The organism is Sphaerisporangium corydalis (assembly GCF_025506355.1).
Lineage (GTDB): Bacteria > Actinomycetota > Actinomycetes > Streptosporangiales > Streptosporangiaceae > Sphaerisporangium > Sphaerisporangium corydalis.
In genome coordinates this window covers 40657-58197 of record NZ_JANZYP010000037.1, presented here as the reverse complement: position 1 = coordinate 58197, position 17541 = coordinate 40657, and the positions used below count along the sequence as shown (strand labels likewise).

Sequence of the window (17541 nt, the reverse complement as noted above, 5' to 3'; positions counted from 1 at the left end):
GACGATCGGCCTCGGCCGGGCGAAGGAGGACGACGGGTGCCGGCAGAACCGCCAGACAGGGAAGCCGGTAGCTCCTTCGAGCTGATGACCTTGATGCGGCGCCTCAACGTGGAGCTGGACCGGTTCGTCGAGCAGTTCGCCACCGACAACGGGCTGCACCGCACCGACCTGAACGCCGTGGTCGTGATCATGGACGCGGCCCGCGCCGGCGTGCCGCTCAGCCCGGGCTCCCTCGGAGCCGCGCTCAACCTCAGCGCCCCCGCCACCACGGCCCTGCTCAACCGGCTCGAACAGGCGGGCCACGTCGAGCGGACCCGCAGCGCGACCGACCGCCGCAAGGTCGAGCTCACCCTGCACGAGAAGGCCGTCATCCTGGCGAGCCGCTTCTTCACCCCGCTCGCCCAGCACCTTTCGGCGTCGTTCGCCCACTTCAGCCACGAGGACCGGCTGGTGATCGATCACTTCCTCACCGGCAGCATCGAGGCGACGATCACCGCACGCCTCACCTCCATGGCCGGCCCGGCCCAGGCGGACCCGGCGCCGCCGCCTACGGAGCGTTGACACCCGCTTGCAGTGAACGCTCAAGAAGGTTGAAAGCGGCCCGTCACATACTGCGGTCATCACCACCAGAAAGGACCGCTCCGATGACCCTCACCCGCACCCTCACCGGTCTGGCCGTCACCGCCGCCCTTGTCGCGCTCGTCCCCGCCGCCGCCCAGGCCGCCGCCGGCCCGTCGGACACGGCCGCCGCCACGAGCTCCGCGTCCGCCTCCCACTGGGGCACCTACTACGCGCCCGGCCACCGCGCCAAGACGTTCGGCTCCCTGTCGGCCAGGGGTGAGGACCACGACGTCATCCCCACCGCCGACACCGTGCGGATCTCCGGCAAGGTCTACGACCTCACCCGCAGGTCGTCGAGCTGCGGCCTCGCGGTCTTCCGCATCACCTACCGCGACCACGCGGGCAAGCTGCCCTTCAAGCACCGCACCATCACCGACTGCTCCTACGGCACGGCGAAGCCCTACTCCTTCTCCTACCACGACGTCTACGAGGTCGAGCTGAAGGTCTGCTCCGAGGCCAAGGCCGCCAAGCCGTCGCTCAACTGCCTGTACGCGGGCACCTGGAAGGTCCTCTACCTCTCCAAGTGACCCGGGGTCCCTGGCGCGCCGATCCGCCACCTGACCGGGGCGGAGGCGGTGACGGCGCGCCATCGGGCCGGGGCCGTCACCGCGCGGGCGGCGCCGTCAGGGTGAGGGGGGCGCTCTCCGGCGCGGCGGGCGCGGACCTGGTCCCCCGGGCCGCGATCAGGCGCTGCAGGACGATGAAGACGAACAGCAGGACCCCAATGACGATCTTGGTCCACCAGGAGCTCAGGGTGCCGTCGAACGTGATGATCGTCTGGATGACGCCGAGCACCATCACCCCGAGCACCGTGCCGACCAGGTAGCCGGAGCCCCCGGTGAGCAGCGTCCCGCCGATGACGACCGCCGCGATCGCGTCCAGCTCCATGCCCACGGCGTGCAGGCCGTAGCCGGACAGCATGTAGAAGCTGAGCAGCACCCCGCCGAGGGCCGAGCAGAAGCCGCTGATCGTGTAGACCGCGATCCTGGTGCGGGCCACCGGCAGCCCCATCAGCAGCGCCGACCCCGGGCTGCCGCCGATCGCGTACACGTTGCGGCCCAGCCGCGTGTAGCCCAGCACGTACGCCGCGACCAGCACCACGACCAGCGCGACGAGCACGCTCGGCGAGACGAAGTACCCCGCGAGGCGCACCTTGGAGTCCGCCATGGACCGCCAGAACGGGTCGTCGATCGGGATGGACGCGGTGCTGATCGTGTAACAGAGCCCGCGGGCCAGGAACATGCCGGCCAGCGTCACGATGAACGGCTGGATCTCGAAGTAGTGGATGACGCACCCCATGCCGAGGCCGAGCAGCGCGCCGAGCAGCAGCACCAGTGGCAGCACCGCGTACGGCGGCCACGCCTGGTCCTTGAGCAGGGACGCGGACAGCATGGTCGTCAGCGCCACCACCGACCCCACCGACAGGTCGATGCCGCCGGTGAGGATCACGAACGTCATGCCGACCGCGACGACCAGCAGGAACGCGTTGTCCACGAAGACGTTGAGGATCACCTGACCGTCGCCGAACGCCTCGTACCGCAGGGCGCCCGCGCCGTACATGACCGCGAGCAGGGCCAGCGTGGCCAGCACGGGCACGTACCGTCCCGAGGGCAGGTAGGAGCTGCGGGCGCTCATCGCGCGACCTCGGCTTTCGGCTTCTCGGCGACCGGGAGGGGACGCGGCGCGCGGCGGCGGAACACCCGGGCGCGGAAGGCGGGCGACTGGACCAGGCAGACCACGGTGACCACCACCGCCTTGAACAGCAGGGTCGTCTCCGGCGGCACCCCGATGGTGTAGATGGTGGTCGAGAGCGCCTGGATGATCAGGGCGCCGATGACGGTGCCGCCGATGGAGAACCGGCCGCCGGCCAGCGGCGTGCCGCCGATCACGACGGCGAGGATCGCGTCCAGCTCGATCCACAGCCCGGCGTTGTTGCCGTCGGCGCTGGACACGTTCGAGCTGATCATCAGGCCGGCGACGCCCGCGCAGAACCCGCAGAAGACGTACGCCATCAGCATGATCCGGCGCGACCTGATGCCCGCGAGCCTGCTGGCCTCGGCGTTGCCGCCCACGGCCTCGATGAGCAGGCCGAGCGCGGTGCGCCGGGTGAGCAGCACGGCGAGCGCGGTCACGGCCAGCGCCACCAGGATGGAGAACGGCAGCGTGAGCCAGTAGCCGGCGCCGATGAGCTTGTACGGCGAGCTGTTGATCGTGATGATCTGCCCGCCGGTGATCAGTTGCGCGAGGCCTCGGCCGGCGACCATCAGGATGAGCGTGGCGATGATCGGCTGGACGCCGACGCCGGCGATCAGGGCGCCGTTCCACAGGCCGAGCACGAGCGACAGCGCCAGCGCCAGGCCGATCGCCGCGAGGACGCCGGTGACCTCGTTCTGGTCGCCGAGATCGCTGATCCGCAGGCAGGCCATGGCGCCGCAGATGGCGACGATCGACCCGACGGACAGGTCGATGCCGCCGGTCGCGATGACCAGCGTCATGCCGAGGGCGACCAGGATCAGCGGCGCGCCGAAGCGGACGATGTCGACGACGCTGCCGTACAGGTGGCCCTGGCGCACCTCGATCTCGAAGAAGCCGGGGGTGAAGATCAGGTTGCTCAGCAGGAGCAGGACCAGCACGAGCACCGGCCACAGCAGGCGGTGCCGGGCCAGCCCGCGCATCCTCCCGGCGCCGCGCGGCGCCACGAGGTCGCTCTCCCCGTCCGCGACGACCCGCTCGTCGCGGACCGCGTCCGTTTCCCGGCTCACAGGGACCGCCTCCTCGCGATGACCGCCGTGACACGGCCGGCGTCCGTTTCCCGGCTCATGAGGACTCCCCGCTCGCGATGACGCGCATGACGCGGTCGGCGTCCACGCCCTCGTTCACCATCTGGGCCACCATGCGGCGGTCGCGCAGCACGGCGATCCGGTGGCTGAGGCGCAGCACCTCCTCCAGTTCGGCGGAGATGAACAGCACCCCCATCCCGTCCTTGGACAGGGAGACGACCAGCCGCTGGATCTCGGCCTTGGCGCCGACGTCGATGCCCCGGGTCGGCTCGTCGAGGATCAGCAGCCGGGGCTCGGTGATGAGCCACCTGGCCAGCAGGACCTTCTGCTGGTTGCCCCCGCTGAGGGCGCGCACCGGCAGCCCGGGGTCGGCCGGGGTGATGCGCAGCGCCTGGATGTACCTGCCGACCAGCTCTTCCTGTCTTCGGCGCGGGATCGGCCGCGCCCACCCGCGTACGGCCTGGAGGGCCAGGATGATGTTCTCGCGCACCGTGAGCTCCTCGACCAGCCCTTCGGTGCGCCGGTTCTCCGAGCAGAAGGCGAGGCCACGGCCCATCGCGGCGCGGGGCGTGCGCAGCGACACGGGCACGCCGTCGAGCAGGATCCGGCCGTGGTCGGCGCGGTCGGCGCCGAACAGCAGGCGTGCCACCTCGGTGCGTCCCGACCCGAGCAGCCCGGCCAGCCCGACCACCTCGCCCCGGCGCACGGTCAGGTCGAACGGCGCCACCGCGCCGCGCCGGCCGAGCGCGCGCGCCTCCACGACCGGCTCCGGTGCGGCGGGCGCACGTTCCTCGTCGAGATGCTCCAGGACCTGGAGCTCCTTGCCGATCATCTTGCCGACCAGGTCGATCTGGCTGAGGTCCCTGGTGAGGTACTCCCCGACCAGGCGGCCGTTGCGCAGCACGGTGACGCGGTCGGACACCTCGTACACCTGGTCAAGGAAGTGGGTGACGAACAGGATCGCGATGCCCTCGTCCTTGAGCCGCTTGATCACCTGGAAGAGCTGGCCGACCTCTCCGGCGTCCAGGCTGGAGGTCGGCTCGTCCAGGATGAGGACCTTGGCCGAGACGTCGATGGCCCGCGCGATGGCGACCATCTGCTGCACGGCGATGGAGCAGGTGCCGAGCGGGGCGGTGACGTCGATGTCGAGCTGGAGCCGGCGCAGCAGCTCGGCGGCCCGGCGCCGCAGGGCGGCCCACCGGATCGCGCCGAAGCGGCGCGGCTCCCTGCCGATGAGGATGTTCTCCGCCACCGACAGGTTCGCGCAGAGGTTGACCTCCTGGTAGACGGTGCTGACGCCGGCCTGCCGCGCCTGCAGGGGCCCGCTGAACCGCACGGGCTCGCCGTCGAGGGCGATCTCGCCCTGGTCCACGTCGTACACGCCGGTCAGGACCTTGATCAGGGTCGACTTCCCCGCGCCGTTCTCGCCCATCAGCGCGTGCACCTCGCCGGGGAACAGCCGGAAGCCGACGTCGGCCAGCGCGCGCACACCCGGGAAGTCCTTGCTGATCCCGGTCATCGTCAGGATCGGCCGAGGATCCGCCATCCCTGTGACTCCTTGCCTCGGGCGGGCGCCCCGGGCGTGCCGGGGCGCCCGCGCGCGTCAGTACTTGCGCTCCGGCAGGGCCGCCTTGGCCTGCTCCGGGGTGAAGGTGGTCTCCTCGGTGAGCACCCGCTGCGGGACCTGCTCACCCTTCACGACCTTCTTGACCAGGTCCATGAGTTGCGGGCCGAGGAGGGGACTGCATTCGGCGATGAAGTTGATCTTGCCGTCGGCCAGGGCCTGCATGCCGTCCTTGACCGCGTCGATCGTGATGATCTTGATGTCGACGCCCGGCTTGAGGCCGGCGCCCTCGATGGCCTCGATCGCGCCGAGTCCCATGTCGTCATTGTGGGCGAACAGGACGTCGATGTCCTTGTGGGCCTTGAGGAAGGCCTCCATGACCTCCTTGCCCTTGGCCCGGGTGAAGTCCCCGGTCTGCGAGGCGATGATCTTGAACTTGGGGTCGGCCGCGATGACGTCCCCGAAGCCCTTCTTACGGTCGTTGGCGGGCGCGGAGCCGGTCGTCCCCTGGAGCTCGACGATGTTGACCGGGTCGGACTTGCCCTCGTACTCCTTGACCAGCCACTCGCCGGCCTTGGTGCCCTCCACGACGAAGTCCGAGCCGATGAACGTCCGGTACAGCGAGGTGTCCGGCGAGTCGACGGCCCGGTCGGTCAGCAGGACCGGGATCTTCGCGTCCTTGGCCTCCTTCAGTACGGTGTCCCAGCCGGACTCGACCACCGGCGAGAACGCGATCGCGTCGACCTTCTGCTGGATGTAGGAGCGGATGGCCTTGATCTGGTTCTCCTGCTTCTGCTGCGCGTCGGAGAACTTCAGGTCGATGCCGGCCGCCTTGGCCGAGTCCTGGATGGACTTGGTGTTGGCCGTACGCCAGCCGCTCTCCGCACCGACCTGCGCGAAGCCCAGCGTGATCGTGTCGCCGCCTCCGCCGCCTCCGCCACCACCGCCCGCGGCGCCACCACCGGCACCGCCGCAGGCGGCAAGGCCGGCGATCAGGACGACCGCCGCCGAAAGTCTTCTCAACATGGACCTCTCCTTTGTCTCAAGGGTTAGGAGTGGGGTCCCCCGAATGGCCCAGGCGAGCCTGGACGAGCTTTGTGCCGCGGCCTCAGAGCCCCTGCGCCAGGCGGTAGTACGCCTGGTTCCAGCGGATCTCCTTGGCGAACTGCCCGATGGTGGTGCCCGCGCCGATGACCAGCAGCTCGACCCCGGCCATCTCGGCGAGGTCGGCCAGTTCCTCGACGCCGACGGCGGCCGACAGCACGGTGTGGTGCGGCGCTCCCGCGGTCAGCCACGCCTCGGTCGAGGTCCGCAGGTCGGGATGCGGCTTCCAGACCGCGCGGGCCACCGGGAGCCGGGGCAGCGGCTCGTCCGGCGGCACGACCTCGATCTCGTTGGCGACCAGCCGGAAGCGGTCGCCCATGTCGGCCAGGCCCACGACGACCGCGGGGCCGGGCTCGGCGTCGAAGACCAGCCGGACCGGGTCCTCCCTGCCGCCGATGCTCAGCGGGTGGATCTCGCAGGACGGCACGCCGGCGGCGATGGACGGGCAGACCTCCAGCATGTGCGCGCCGAGGACGCGCTCCCTGCCGGGCTCCATGTTGTAGGTGTAGTCCTCCATGAACGAGGTGCCGCCCGGCAGCCCCGCGGACATCGCCTTCACGGCGCGCAGCAGCATCGAGGTCTTCCAGTCGCCCTCGCCGCCGAAACCGTACCCGTCGGCCATCAGCCGCTGCACCGCGAGGCCGGGAAGCTGCCTGAGCCCGCCGAGGTCCTCGAAGTTCGTGGTGAAGGCGGAGTACCTGCCCGCCTCAAGGAAGCGCCGCAGCCCGAGCTCGACGCTCGCGGCGTACCGGAGCGACGCGTGCCGCTCGCCGGCCGCGCACAGCTCGCCGGCCACCTGGTAGGTGTCCTCGTACTCCTTGACCAGCGCGCCCACCTCGTCCTCCGCGACCGCGCCGACCTCCTCCACCAGGTCGTTGACCCCGTAGGTGTTGACCGAGACGCCGAACCGGCGCTGCGCCTCGACCTTGTCGCCCTCGGTGACGGCCACGCCGCGCATGTTGTCGCCGAACCTGACCAGCCGCAGCGACCGCATCTCCGCGTACCCGGTCGCCGCCCTGGCCCACGCGCCGACGCGCCCGGCCACGTACGGGTCGCTCACGTGCCCGGCGACCGTCTTGCGCGCCACCCCGAGCCGCGACTGGACGTACCCGAACTCGCGGTCGCCGTGGGCGGCCTGGTTCAGGTTCATGAAGTCCATGTCGATCGAGTGCCACGGCAGGGCCACGTTGGCCTGCGTGTGCAGGTGCAGGAGCGGCTTGCGCAGCGCGTCCAGGCCCGCGATCCACATCTTGGCGGGCGAGAAGGTGTGCATCCAGGCGATGACCCCGACGCAGTCGTCCGCGGAGTTGGCCTCCAGGCAGACGCGGTGGATCGACTCGGCGTCGGTCAGCACCGGCCGCCAGACCACCTTGATCGGGAGCTGGTCCCCCAGTTCCCCGGCGATCGCCGAGGACTGCTCGGCGACCTGGCGCAGGGTCTCCTCGCCGTAGAGGTCCTGGCTTCCGGTGAGGAACCAGACCTCGTGCGTGGTGGGCGGTTTCATGCGGTCGTACCGCCTTCGGGCGTGCGGGTGACGGGTGGGCACACGGGGGGTGCGGCCGGGGCCGGGGGGTTACGGTCGCTCCGGTGGCGGGCGGGCACGCGGAGGGCCGGATCAGGGCCGGCGAGTCGCCGGTGCTGTGCCACCGGCTCCTCACGGATCCTCGGGACGGCCATGATCTCCTCCTCTGTGCCTGGCGACTGCGATTGTTTGCGCTAACATTTTTGGCAGCGCACCGAGACTGGCTCGTTGTATCAGGGGGCTCTCAGAGTGTTTGCGATAACACCAAACGTGTCAATACCGTTTCGTCACTGTCTCAAAAGGAGATCCGGTCCCGCACCGGCAGGCGTCGGCCCTGGGCAGACGGCCATTTTTGTGATCGCTCCGAGCTTGACGCCCGTGCCTGATAGCGCTAACAATCACTTGATCATGCCGGGGGAGTGAGACATCTCGGCCAGGGCGAGGAACTCCGGGGCGGTCTCGGCGCCGGGATCGTTCCTGAAGGTCCGGGCGACCAGCGAGTAGTACCGCTCGGTGCCGCCGCGCACCCGGCGGGTGACGGCCGCTCGGAGGAAGCCGGCGTCCTGTACAAAGCATCGAGATTGATGAACGCTTGATCAGCGCCCTCTGCTTGATCAGTGCCCTCTGGATGACGTCCCCCTCGAAAGGACCTCCATGCCTCCCTCGATCTCAGCGGAGTCCATCGACATCGTTCACCCGGCGATCAGCGAGTACGTTCTCGCCCACTGCACGCCGGCCGACGATCTCCTCATAGAACTCGCCGCCGAGACCCGCGCCGCCCTCGGCGACACGGCCAGAATGCAGGTCTCCCACGACGAGGGCGCCCTCCTGACCATGCTGGTCCGGCTGACCGGCGCGCGCCGGGCGATCGAGGTGGGGGTCTTCACCGGCTACTCCTCCATCTGCATCGCCCGGGGCCTGCCCGAGGACGGGTACCTGCTCGCGTGCGACGTCAGCACCGAGTGGACCTCCATCGCGGAGCGCTACTGGGAACGGGCCGGTGTCGCCGGGCGGATCGACCTCCGGATCGCGCCGGCCGCCGAGACGCTGCGCGCGCTCCCGGCCGGCGAGGACTACGACTTCGCCTTCATCGACGCGGACAAGGCCGGCTACCCCGTGTACTACGAGGAGGTGCTCGCCCGTCTGCGCCCCGGCGGCCTCATCGCCCTGGACAACGTGTTCCTGGGCGCCCGCGTCCTCGATCCCGCCTTCCAGGAGGAGCACCACCTCACCATGCGCGCCCTCAACGACAAGCTGGTCCACGACACCCGCGTCGAGTCCGTGATGCTGTCCATCCGCGACGGCCTGACCCTGGTCCGCAAGCGCTGACCCGCGCGGACGAGCGTGTCCCGACCGGCCCGGCCGGCCCGGGGTCCCCGACGGCGGGCCGGTCGCCCGAAATGCCACCGACGCTCAGGAGAGATGCCATGGATCCGACCGTGCTGGCCGCGATCATTTCCGCACTGGTCGGCGGCGTGGCCGGGGAGGCGGGGAAGAGCGCCTGGGCCTCGCTGACCGCGCTCGCGCGCGACCGCTTCGGACGCGACTCCCCGGAGGCGGCCGCGCTGGAGGCGGCCCCCGCAGGCGACACGCGGGAGATCGCCGGGATCCTGGTGGACCGGGCCGAGGCCGACCCGGAGTTCAGGGAGTCGCTGGCCTCCTGGACCGCCGAGACAGGAAAGATCATCCAGCGGAGCCACGACGTGTCCAACACCATCAGCGGCGACGCGCGGATCCACGGCACGGTGATCCAGGCCGGCGACATCTTCGGCTCGATCGACCTCGGCTCCCGCCGGGACCCCGACCGGTGAAAACCCGTCGCCCCCGATGCCGGTGACCGCCCAAGATGGGGCCATGGCTTCTTTGGTGAGACATGTGACATTCGACTGTGCGGACGCCTACAAACTCGGCGCCTTCTGGGCGACCGTGGTCGAAGGCTCGCTCGCGGAGGACGACCATCCCGGCGACCCGGAGGTCCTGGTCGAGTCCGCGGGCGCGAAGCTGCTGTTCGTCGTCGTCCCGGAACCCAAGTCGGGCAAGAACCGGGTGCACCTCGACCTGCAACCCCAGGACCGTACGCGGGACGAGGAGGTCGGGCGGCTGCTGGCCCTGGGCGCCACCCTCGTGGAGGATCACCGGCGCGGCGACGGCACCGGCTGGGTGACGCTCGCCGACATCGAGGGCAACGAGTTCTGCGTCGAGCGCAGCGCCGCCGAGCGGGCGGGCTGAACCGGCGGGCCGAGCAGGCCGAACCGGCTGATCCGGCGGGCGGCGGTCAGGGGGCCGGGGGGATGCGGAGGGCCAGGATGGCGATGTCGTCGCCGGGGGCCTCTCGGCAGAAGTCCAGGACCGTCCGGGTGACCCGGTCGACGACGGCCTGTGCGTCCAGGTCCGCGCAGGAGGCGAGCAGGTCGTGCAGCCGCTGGTCGCCGAACAGCCCGGGGCTCGCGGGCGGGCGCGCCTCGGTGACGCCGTCGGTGTAGAGCAGCAGCACCTCCCCCGGCTCCAGGGTGAACCGCACGTTCTTCAGGCCGGCGTCCGGGAAGACGCCCAGGATCGCCCCGGCGGAACGGACCTCCTCCACGCTGCCGTCGGTGCGCCGGAGCAGGGCGGACGGGTGGCCGGCGGTGCACAGCACTCCGGTGACGCCCGCGCCGTCGATCCTGAAGATGGCGCAGATGGCGGTCAGGAACTGGTGGGCCGACACGTGCTGGGCCAGCAGCGCGGTGTTGAGCTGGTCCAGCACCTTGGTCGCCGATATGTGGCGGGGGGCGTCGGCGCGCACGGTGTAGCGGGCCAGGGCCGTCACCTTGGCCGCCTCGACCCCGTGACCGGAGACGTCCCCCAGGATCGCGCACCATCGGGAGGCGCTGGCCGGGAACAGGTCGTAGAAGTCGCCGAGCACGGTGGTGCCGTCGCCTGCGGGCACGTACCGCGCGGCGGCGTCCACGCCCGGGGGGCTGGTCAGCACCGGCGGCAGCAGGCTCTCCTGCAGGGTGCGCGCCAGCGCGGTGGACATTTCGGTGAACGCCCGCAGGTCGGCCATCTGCCGCCGCATGCGTCCCACCGCGTCACGCAGGGCGATCTCGGAGCTGACCGCCCTGGCCAGTACGCCCAGCGCCCGCACCTGCCCGGCGCTCCAGGCCCGCGGGACGGTGTCGGCCACGCACAGGGCGCCCAGCACCTCGCCCCCGGGGCCGTGGACGGGATGCCCCGCCCACGCCCTGACGCCGAGTTCGCCGATGGCCGCGAGGCCGTCGAGACGCGGGTCGTTCGCCGCGTCGTCCACGATCAGGGGCGCGTCGCCGGCCACGATCAGGTGGCAGGGGCTCTCCTCGGCCGGGGTGTACCGCTTCTCGTCGGGCGGCTTCCCCATCCCGACGGCGCTCTTCCAGAACGAGCTCCGGGCGTCCAGCACGGTGACGAACGCGAACGGCGCGCCGGTCATCGAGGCGGCCAGGCCCGCGAGGTCGTCGAAGACCTCCTCCGGGGCGCTGTCCATCAGCCCGCTGGCCGCCACCGCCGCCAACCGCGCCGGATCGAAGACCTCGGGCGGCAGATCGCCCAGGTTCTTGAACCGTTGAGGTTTGCTCACCGATGTTCCTGTCGTGGCGGTGACAGCAACCAGGGAGGTGGCGCTGAAGGACCAGGTCCGGCCCGGCCGCGCCGGGCTCGCTTCTCCTGCCACCTTAAGGCGCGCGGATGATCGGGCAAAGCCCGGTCCGGCGAGGCCGGCGACGGCACAGGGGGTAATAGCGGAGGAACACGGTCCTCACGGGGGCGCGGGCACAGGCGGTGGCACCTCGCCGAGGTGCGGTGCCGGGGGTGCGGCCCATCAAAGAGGGCCGCCAGGGTTACAAGCCGCCGGGTGAGGTAAGGGGGAGAGAACATTCCACGTGGACCGGGATCCAAGCCGGGATGCCATCCCTAAGGAAGAGCTGATCACTGCCATGGACGCCGAGAATGAGCCTGTTTTCGCCCTGCCCGCCAGTGGCGCGGTGGTCATCCGCGCCACCGGGGACCTGGACTTCGGCTCCGCGCCTACCTTCCGCGACCAGATCGACACCGCCCGGCGTACCCCGCAGGCCACGGTCGTGATCATCGACCTGTCCGAGGTGGAGCTGTTCGACTCCTCCGGGCTCGGCGAGCTGGTGCATGCCCGTAAGGAGTGTGACGCGTCGGGTATCCGCCTCCTGCTCGCCGCCCCGCAGGACAACGTGCGGCGGCGGCTGGCCATCACGGGCCTGTCATCCCTTTTCGACCTGTTCCCCTCCGTGGCCGACGCCCTCCACGACACCCGCTGACCCTGATCGGCACGGGGCCGGTTTCCCGTCGTGGTCGTGGGAGGGTCAGCAGGAGTGGTCGTGGGAGGGTCAGCAGGAGTAGACGCCTTCGGCCCAGTGGGGGTCACCGTTGACGATCTTCGTGCGCGAGTACGGGTCGCCGACGATGCGGACCTGGTAGCCCGAGTACAGGCCGCCGACATGGGTGCGCGTCCAGTGGCCGGGCGTGACCGCGCCCCGCGCCGGGCGGGCGCCGGACCGCGTGTCCTGCACGTTCCACGTGGTCGAGGCGCGCAACCAGCTCGTGTCGCAGTTCTCGACCTGGACCCAGATGGAATGCTCCGAGCTGGGCACCGGCCCGGTCGTGCACGTGGTCCAGAACAGCGGGATCGTGCACGTGTCGCTCACGGCGGACGCCGTCTGGGCCGGGGACCCGATGAGCAGCCCGGCGGTCACGGCCGGAACCACCCCCGCCGCCCATTTCCTTCGCAAGGCCATCTGATATGCCTCTCGCGCGTCTTTCGATATATCCGAGAATGGAATCGACGACACGTTAGGGCCTCGGGGCACGAACGCACAAGATAAATTGCGCACAACCATAACCGGCCCGGATCTCACCAGAATGCGACCACCATTGTGCGCCTTCTCGAAAACCCGTCTTCGCAGCTCAGAGCGGTGACGTCCGGCACGGACCACAAAGAGCGACAAGACATGGAAATGCTTGGCGATTCAGTTAGTTAACGTTCAATCATTATCGCCTTCCGGTCGCGTCCCGGGAATGCGGGAAATCCCCTCCGGTCAGGCGTCGGCCTCGCGTCCGGCGGCCTCCTCGGGCTTCTTGCGCCCGCCCAGTAAAGTCACCGCCGCGATGACCACGAGCAGGCCGAGGCCCGCCCACACCCATCCGGGGATGCCCCCCGCCTGCGTGGCGGCGGCGGGTGCGGCCGGGGCGGCCGACTCCGCCGGTGCCGGGGCGGCGCCCGTCCCGCTCGCGGACGCGGCCGGCTGGGCACCGCCCGTTCCCGCGACGGTGAACGGGATCTCGCCCTCCACGGGGTGCCCGTCGGAGGAGACGATCCGCCAGGCGATGACGTACCCGCCGGGCGGAAGCGTGGCGGCCACGTCCTGGACGACCTTCGGGCCGTCCGTGCGCGGGCTCCCGGACTCGTACCGGCGACCGGCCGCGTCGTGCAGGATCACCACGGGGAAGCTGACGTGCGCGCTGAACTCCAGCTCGATGCGGTCCAAGCCGGAGACGGTCGCGTTCTTGGCCGGGGAACTGCTCTTGAGGCTGTCGTGCGCCAGGGCGGCCGGGGCGGCCAGGCCGAGGAACACGCTCGACAGGCAGAGCACCAGCAGTGCTCGGACGGCGGGAAATCTCACAGGAACTCCAAGGTGACGAGGATGCGGGGTCACACGGGCGCGTGACCCCGCACCCACCGGAACGCGTCAGCTACGGGCGCGGCGGAGGCCGAGCACGCCGACACCGGCCCCGAGGAGGCCGACGACGATGCCCAGTACGCCCAGCAACCTGGCCGTACCGTCGGATCCGCCGTCACCGGCGGCCCGGGTGACCACCACAGGGGCGACCGAGGGGGCGCCGGAGGGGGGCGCGGCGACGGGCGGCGTGGCGGTGGGGACGCCCTCGCCGACCTGGGCCGGGTCGACCAGTTTGAGCACGGGCGCGGGGTGCTCGGGCTCGGACCCGTCGGCCTTGGGGGCGTCGGTCCACTTGACGACCTCGCCGCCGGCGTAGCTCTGGATCGCCGGGAACACCAGCTCGTCGACGTCCTTGGGCAGCGGGCCGACCGAGACCTCGAACTCCTGGAACTCGCCCGGCTGGATCTTCCCGCCGGACCAGGTGATCTTCAGGACGGACTCGGTGACCTTGTCCCCGTCGTCGGAGACGACCGGCTTGGGCAGCTTGCCCTTGGTCATCTTGACCGTCCACCCCGGGATCGGCCGTACCGACACGAAGGGCAGCGGGTGGTCGGTGGGGAACTGGACTTCGAGCTTGTCGCTCGCGCCCTTGTCCCGCTCGTTGGGCACCCGGAAACCGATCTTGGTCCAGCCGCCCTTTTCGGCGGTCCCGGGGTTGATCGTGACGTGGGCGAGCGCGGGCAGGGCAAGGCCGAGCGTGAGGGCGAGGGCGCCGGCCGAGACGGTGACGGCCCGGCGGCAGATGGCGGTCAGTGCCATGAGGATTCTCCGATGGTCTGCGTGAATGCCGAAAGGGCGCGCGAGCCGTACGACGCGGACGCGCGCGGCAGGGCGGCGCGGGCCGGTGACGTCGTGGCGGTACGCGGGGAGGCGCGCGGAACGAACGCGCGCGGGAATGAGTCCCTTCGGACGCGGGGCTCGGCGGGACCTGCCCGGCGGCCATCCGCGACGAGGGACTCAGGAGACGGCGGGCACCGGAGGGCCGCGCCGGACGACGGCATGCCGCAGGACCTGGTCACGGGCGGGGGAGAACGCGGGCGCCGCCCGCCGGAACGGCACGGCGGGGGCCGGGGGCTCGTCCCGCCACAGGAGGGCGAGCAGCCACCGCACGCGACGCAGGGCGTACGCGCCGGCCGCGCGCAGGACCGACCAGAGCGCGGACTCGCCGCGCGACAGCCACCAGGCGGTGAGCAGGGCGGCGGTGAGGTGGGCGACCAGCATGCCGGCGCTCACGCTGAGGGCGTGCTCCTGCGGCGGCCCGCCGGGGACGGGCCCGTGCGGGGGGCCGCCGGGGAGGTCGGCCGGGCCGAGCAGCAGGTGCAGGACCGCCTGGGCGGCGAGGAGGAGCCCGGTCACGGTCACCGGCGAGCGTTCCCGCCCGGCCAGGAGCGCCGTGCCCGTCATGACGACCAGTCCGCCGGCCGTCATGACCGCCGCGGACGGGGCCGCCCCGCCCGCGAACCAGTGGGCCACCGAGGCAAGCGTCAGGCACACGACGGTGAACACCGCCGAGCGCGCGAGCCTCAAGGGGAGATTGGCCTGCATGACGCCTTGCATCGTCTCACAAAGCCCTCGAAATCCCCTCGAACTTCCACGACCTGCATCGACAAGAGGGGCCGGACCCCTTCGCGGAGAGCCGCAGGCCTCCCGCGCGAGTGGTGCCAACCGCACGAGGGGCGCCGGTCAGAGCGGGCGCGTGCGGGGGGCGGCGGGGAGGGTGATGACCATGGTGAGGCCGCCGCCGGGGGTCTCCTCGGGGACCAGGGTGCCGCCCATCGCCTCGGCCAGCCCCCGGGAGAGCGCGAGGCCGAGTCCGACACCGGTGTGGTTGTCCCGGTCGCCCAGCCGCTGGAACGGCAGGAAGACCCGGTCGTGCGCCTCGGCCGGTATGCCGGGACCCCGGTCGGCGACGCGGATCTCGACACGGTCCCCGTGCCCGCTGGCGGTGACGAGCACCCTGGCGCCGGCCGGGCTGTAGCGGACGGCGTTGGCCATCACGTTGACCAGGATCCGCTCCAGCAGCGCGGGGTCGGCGACGACCTCGGGAAGTTCGGCGGAGACCTCTCCGTCGACGCGGTCCCCGAGCGGGCCGAGGTCGTCGATCGACCGGGGGACGATCTCCTCGACCGCGACCGGCCGGGGGGTCAGGCCCAGCACGCCCGCCTGGAGCCTGCTCATGTCGAGGAGGTTGGCGACCAGCCGGTCCAGCTTGGTCAGCGACTCACCCGCAGTGGCCAGCAGTTCCGACCGGTCCTGCTCACTCCACCGCACCTCGGTGCTCCGCAGGCTCTCCACGGCGGCCTTGGCCGAGGCCAGCGGGCTGCGCAGGTCGTGGCTGACCGCCGCGAGCAGCGCCGTTCTCATCCGGTCGGCCTCGGCCAGCGGCCTGGCCCGCTCGGCCTGCTCGCGCAACCGCTCCTGGCGCAGGGCGACGGCGGCCTCGGCGGCGAAGGCCTCCAGCACCCGGCGGTCGGCGGCGTCCAGCAGCCGTCCGCGTACGGCCAGCACCAGGTCCTCGTCGATGGTCACGTCGGAGTCCGCCGAGCCCGGCACGGTGCAGGGCGCGCCGCCTGAGGTGGCGGCGATCCGCCAGGCGCCGGGTTCGGAGTGGTCGTCGGGGCCGGGCTCGCCCGTCCGCTCCAGCAGGGTGACCGAGGTCAGCCCGAAGGTCTCGCGCAGCCGCGCGAGCAGCGAGTGCAGCGCCGAGTCCCCGCGCAGGACGTGCCCGGCCAGCGTGGACAGCACCTCGGCGTCGGCGCCGGCCCTGGCCGCCTCCCGGGTGCGGCGCGCGGCGAGGTCCACGACCGCGCTGACCATGACGGCCACCAGGACGTAGACGCACAGCGCGAGCAGGTTCTCGGGGTCGGCGATGGTGAACCGGTCGACCGGCGGGGTGAAGTAGTAGTTGAGCAGCAGGGAGCCGGCCACGGCCGAGGTGACGGCGGGCCACATCCCGCCCGCCAGCGCGACCATGACCACCGTCAGCAGGAACAGCAGGATCTCGCTCGGCAGGGTGAGGTCCTCCCTGAGCGGGACCAGCGCGGCCGTGAGCGCGGGCAGCAGCAACACGGCCATCGCCCAGCCGGCGAACCGGCGCCTGCGCGTCAGCGCGGCGCGCGAGCGCACCCGCCTGGCCCCCCTGCTGACCTCGGCGTGCGTGATCATGTGCACGTCGATGGACCCGGAGAGCACGGTGGTGGTGACGCCGACGCCCCGGGACAGCAGCTGGGCGAACCGTCCCCGGCGTGAGGCGCCGAGGACGAGCTGGGTGGCGTTCACCCCCCGCGCGAAGTCGATCAGCGCCTGCGGCACGTCGCCGCCGACGACCTGGTGGTAGGTGCCGCCGAGGCTCTCCACCAGGGCCCGGTGCCGCGCCAGGTTCGCCGGGTCGGCGCCGCTCAGCCCGTCGGAGCTGGTCACGTGGACGGCGAGCAGGTCGGCGCCCTTGGTGCGCGCGGCGATCCTGGCCGCCCGGCGTACGAGCGTGTCGCCCTCCGGGCCGCCGGTGAGCGCGACCACGACGCGCTCGCGCGCCTCCCAGGTGCCGGCGATCCCGTGGTCGGCGCGGTAGCGGTCGAGCTGCTCGTCGACCTTTCCCGCCACCCACAGCAGTGCCAGCTCGCGCAGCGCGGTGAGGTTGCCGACCCGGAAGTAGTTCGACAGGGCGGCGTCGACCCGCTCGGGCGGGTACACGTTGCCGTGGGCCATGCGGCGGCGCAGCGCCTCGGGGGCCATGTCGACCAGCTCCACCTGGTCGGCCCGCCGCACGACCTCGTCGGGGACGGTCTCTCGCTGCGGGACCCCGGTGATCTGCTGGACGACGTCGTTCAGCGACTCCAGGTGCTGGATGTTGACGGTGGAGAGGACGTCGATCCCAGCGTCGAGGAGTTCCTCGACGTCCTGCCAGCGCTTGGCGTTCTTCGAGCCCGGCACGTTGGTGTGCGCGAGCTCGTCGACCAGCGCCAGGCTCGGGGCGCGCGCGATGACGGCTTCGGTGTCCAGCTCGGTGAAGGCCGCCCCCCGGTAGACCATGGTCATCCGGGGGACGAGCTCCAGGTCGTCCACCTGCGCGGCGGTGCGCGGCCGGCCGTGGGTCTCGACGAACCCGACGACCACGTCGGTGCCCCTGGCCAGGCGCCGGTGCCCCTCGCAGAGCATCGCGAAGGTCTTGCCGACGCCGGGGGCCGCCCCGAGATAGATGCGCAGCCGCCCGCGCTTCCTGGCCAC

At 71.5% G+C, this 17541-nt stretch carries 19 protein-coding genes; 7 read left to right on the top strand and 12 right to left on the bottom strand.

What is annotated here, in order from left to right:
* Nucleotides 1-36: 36 nt before the first annotated feature.
* Both NYZ98_RS23965 and NYZ98_RS23960 read left to right on the top strand, forming a co-directional pair.
* The gene (locus tag NYZ98_RS23965; protein ID WP_262845225.1) at nucleotides 37-561 is read left to right on the top strand and encodes a MarR family winged helix-turn-helix transcriptional regulator; all 525 of its coding nucleotides are present in this window, start codon (nucleotides 37-39) and stop codon (nucleotides 559-561) included.
* A gap of 83 nt (nucleotides 562-644) precedes the next feature.
* On the top strand, nucleotides 645-1148 hold the full coding sequence (locus NYZ98_RS23960) for a hypothetical protein (protein WP_262845223.1): 504 nt from the start codon (nucleotides 645-647) through the stop codon (nucleotides 1146-1148).
* A 76-nt stretch (nucleotides 1149-1224) separates the two neighbouring features.
* On the opposite strand, the gene yjfF is transcribed toward NYZ98_RS23960, so the two are convergent.
* The 6 genes from yjfF to NYZ98_RS23930 form a co-directional block, all read right to left on the bottom strand.
* A complete protein-coding gene (gene yjfF, locus NYZ98_RS23955) occupies nucleotides 1225-2256 on the bottom strand; it encodes a galactofuranose ABC transporter, permease protein YjfF (RefSeq protein WP_262845221.1) in 1032 nt (343 codons plus the stop codon).
* Complete coding sequence (locus NYZ98_RS23950; RefSeq protein ID WP_262845219.1) at nucleotides 2253-3383, bottom strand: ABC transporter permease; 1131 nt, start codon at nucleotides 3381-3383, stop codon at nucleotides 2253-2255. Before NYZ98_RS23950 ends, yjfF begins: the two co-directional genes overlap by 4 nt.
* 55 nt (nucleotides 3384-3438) lie before the next feature.
* Nucleotides 3439-4947 (bottom strand): sugar ABC transporter ATP-binding protein, encoded by a 1509-nt coding sequence (locus NYZ98_RS23945; RefSeq protein WP_262845218.1) that lies wholly within the window; start codon nucleotides 4945-4947, stop codon nucleotides 3439-3441.
* Nucleotides 4948-5004: 57 nt separating this feature from the next.
* The gene (locus NYZ98_RS23940) at nucleotides 5005-5991 is read right to left on the bottom strand and encodes an ABC transporter substrate-binding protein (RefSeq protein WP_262845217.1); all 987 of its coding nucleotides are present in this window, start codon (nucleotides 5989-5991) and stop codon (nucleotides 5005-5007) included.
* A gap of 82 nt (nucleotides 5992-6073) precedes the next feature.
* Nucleotides 6074-7573 carry an L-arabinose isomerase gene (araA, locus tag NYZ98_RS23935; RefSeq protein ID WP_262845215.1) on the bottom strand — a complete coding sequence of 500 codons (1500 nt, stop codon included), beginning with the start codon at nucleotides 7571-7573 and terminating at the stop codon, nucleotides 6074-6076.
* Nucleotides 7574-7989: 416 nt separating this feature from the next.
* Nucleotides 7990-8118, bottom strand: a complete 129-nt coding sequence (locus NYZ98_RS23930) for a hypothetical protein (RefSeq protein WP_262845213.1) — start codon at nucleotides 8116-8118, stop codon at nucleotides 7990-7992.
* Between the two features lie 127 nt (nucleotides 8119-8245).
* On the opposite strand from NYZ98_RS23930, the gene NYZ98_RS23925 reads away from it, so the two are divergent.
* From NYZ98_RS23925 to NYZ98_RS23915, 3 genes are all read left to right on the top strand, one after another.
* The gene (locus NYZ98_RS23925; protein WP_262845212.1) at nucleotides 8246-8920 is read left to right on the top strand and encodes an O-methyltransferase; all 675 of its coding nucleotides are present in this window, start codon (nucleotides 8246-8248) and stop codon (nucleotides 8918-8920) included.
* Between the two features lie 98 nt (nucleotides 8921-9018).
* Entirely contained in the window at nucleotides 9019-9402 is a 384-nt protein-coding gene (locus NYZ98_RS23920) for a hypothetical protein (RefSeq protein WP_262845210.1), read from the top strand.
* Nucleotides 9403-9466: 64 nt separating this feature from the next.
* Nucleotides 9467-9820, top strand: a complete 354-nt coding sequence (locus NYZ98_RS23915; RefSeq protein WP_380708098.1) for a VOC family protein — start codon at nucleotides 9467-9469, stop codon at nucleotides 9818-9820.
* Between the two features lie 46 nt (nucleotides 9821-9866).
* Here NYZ98_RS23915 and NYZ98_RS23910 read toward each other — a convergent pair whose 3' ends face one another.
* Nucleotides 9867-11186, bottom strand: a complete 1320-nt coding sequence (locus NYZ98_RS23910) for a PP2C family protein-serine/threonine phosphatase (RefSeq protein ID WP_262845207.1) — start codon at nucleotides 11184-11186, stop codon at nucleotides 9867-9869.
* Nucleotides 11187-11541: 355 nt separating this feature from the next.
* Here NYZ98_RS23910 and NYZ98_RS23905 point away from each other — a divergent pair, with 355 nt between their 5' ends.
* Nucleotides 11542-11895, top strand: coding sequence for an STAS domain-containing protein (locus NYZ98_RS23905; protein WP_262845205.1), 354 nt, complete (start codon nucleotides 11542-11544; stop codon nucleotides 11893-11895).
* Nucleotides 11896-11964: 69 nt separating this feature from the next.
* On the opposite strand, the gene NYZ98_RS23900 is transcribed toward NYZ98_RS23905, so the two are convergent.
* Complete coding sequence (locus tag NYZ98_RS23900) at nucleotides 11965-12147, bottom strand: hypothetical protein (protein WP_262845203.1); 183 nt, start codon at nucleotides 12145-12147, stop codon at nucleotides 11965-11967.
* Between NYZ98_RS23900 and NYZ98_RS23895 the strand changes: the two genes are divergently transcribed.
* Complete coding sequence (locus NYZ98_RS23895) at nucleotides 12137-12376, top strand: hypothetical protein (protein ID WP_262845201.1); 240 nt, start codon at nucleotides 12137-12139, stop codon at nucleotides 12374-12376. The genes NYZ98_RS23900 and NYZ98_RS23895 overlap by 11 nt on opposite strands.
* A gap of 296 nt (nucleotides 12377-12672) precedes the next feature.
* On the opposite strand, the gene NYZ98_RS23890 is transcribed toward NYZ98_RS23895, so the two are convergent.
* From NYZ98_RS23890 to NYZ98_RS23875, 4 genes are all read right to left on the bottom strand, one after another.
* Entirely contained in the window at nucleotides 12673-13257 is a 585-nt protein-coding gene (locus NYZ98_RS23890; protein ID WP_262845199.1) for a copper resistance CopC family protein, read from the bottom strand.
* Nucleotides 13258-13323: 66 nt separating this feature from the next.
* Complete coding sequence (locus NYZ98_RS23885; protein WP_262845197.1) at nucleotides 13324-14073, bottom strand: YcnI family protein; 750 nt, start codon at nucleotides 14071-14073, stop codon at nucleotides 13324-13326.
* A gap of 198 nt (nucleotides 14074-14271) precedes the next feature.
* Nucleotides 14272-14859 (bottom strand): MFS transporter, encoded by a 588-nt coding sequence (locus NYZ98_RS23880; protein ID WP_262845196.1) that lies wholly within the window; start codon nucleotides 14857-14859, stop codon nucleotides 14272-14274.
* Between the two features lie 138 nt (nucleotides 14860-14997).
* Nucleotides 14998-17541 carry a sensor histidine kinase gene (locus NYZ98_RS23875; protein ID WP_262845194.1) on the bottom strand — a complete coding sequence of 848 codons (2544 nt, stop codon included), beginning with the start codon at nucleotides 17539-17541 and terminating at the stop codon, nucleotides 14998-15000.

Bases quoted from the DNA above. Each gene is read 5' to 3' on its own strand.
- NYZ98_RS23880 (WP_262845196.1), bottom strand. From the start codon at position 14,859: ATGCAGGCCAATCTCCCCTTGAGGCTCGCGCGCTCGGCGGTGTTCACC.
- NYZ98_RS23885 (WP_262845197.1), bottom strand. From the start codon at position 14,073: ATGGCACTGACCGCCATCTGCCGCCGGGCCGTCACCGTCTCGGCCGGC.
- NYZ98_RS23925 (WP_262845212.1), top strand. From the start codon at position 8,246: ATGCCTCCCTCGATCTCAGCGGAGTCCATCGACATCGTTCACCCGGCG.
- araA (WP_262845215.1), bottom strand. From the start codon at position 7,573: ATGAAACCGCCCACCACGCACGAGGTCTGGTTCCTCACCGGAAGCCAG.
- NYZ98_RS23960 (WP_262845223.1), top strand. From the start codon at position 645: ATGACCCTCACCCGCACCCTCACCGGTCTGGCCGTCACCGCCGCCCTT.
- NYZ98_RS23905 (WP_262845205.1), top strand. From the start codon at position 11,542: ATGGACGCCGAGAATGAGCCTGTTTTCGCCCTGCCCGCCAGTGGCGCG.
- yjfF (WP_262845221.1), bottom strand. From the start codon at position 2,256: ATGAGCGCCCGCAGCTCCTACCTGCCCTCGGGACGGTACGTGCCCGTG.
- NYZ98_RS23920 (WP_262845210.1), top strand. From the start codon at position 9,019: ATGGATCCGACCGTGCTGGCCGCGATCATTTCCGCACTGGTCGGCGGC.
- NYZ98_RS23940 (WP_262845217.1), bottom strand. From the start codon at position 5,991: ATGTTGAGAAGACTTTCGGCGGCGGTCGTCCTGATCGCCGGCCTTGCC.
- NYZ98_RS23945 (WP_262845218.1), bottom strand. From the start codon at position 4,947: ATGGCGGATCCTCGGCCGATCCTGACGATGACCGGGATCAGCAAGGAC.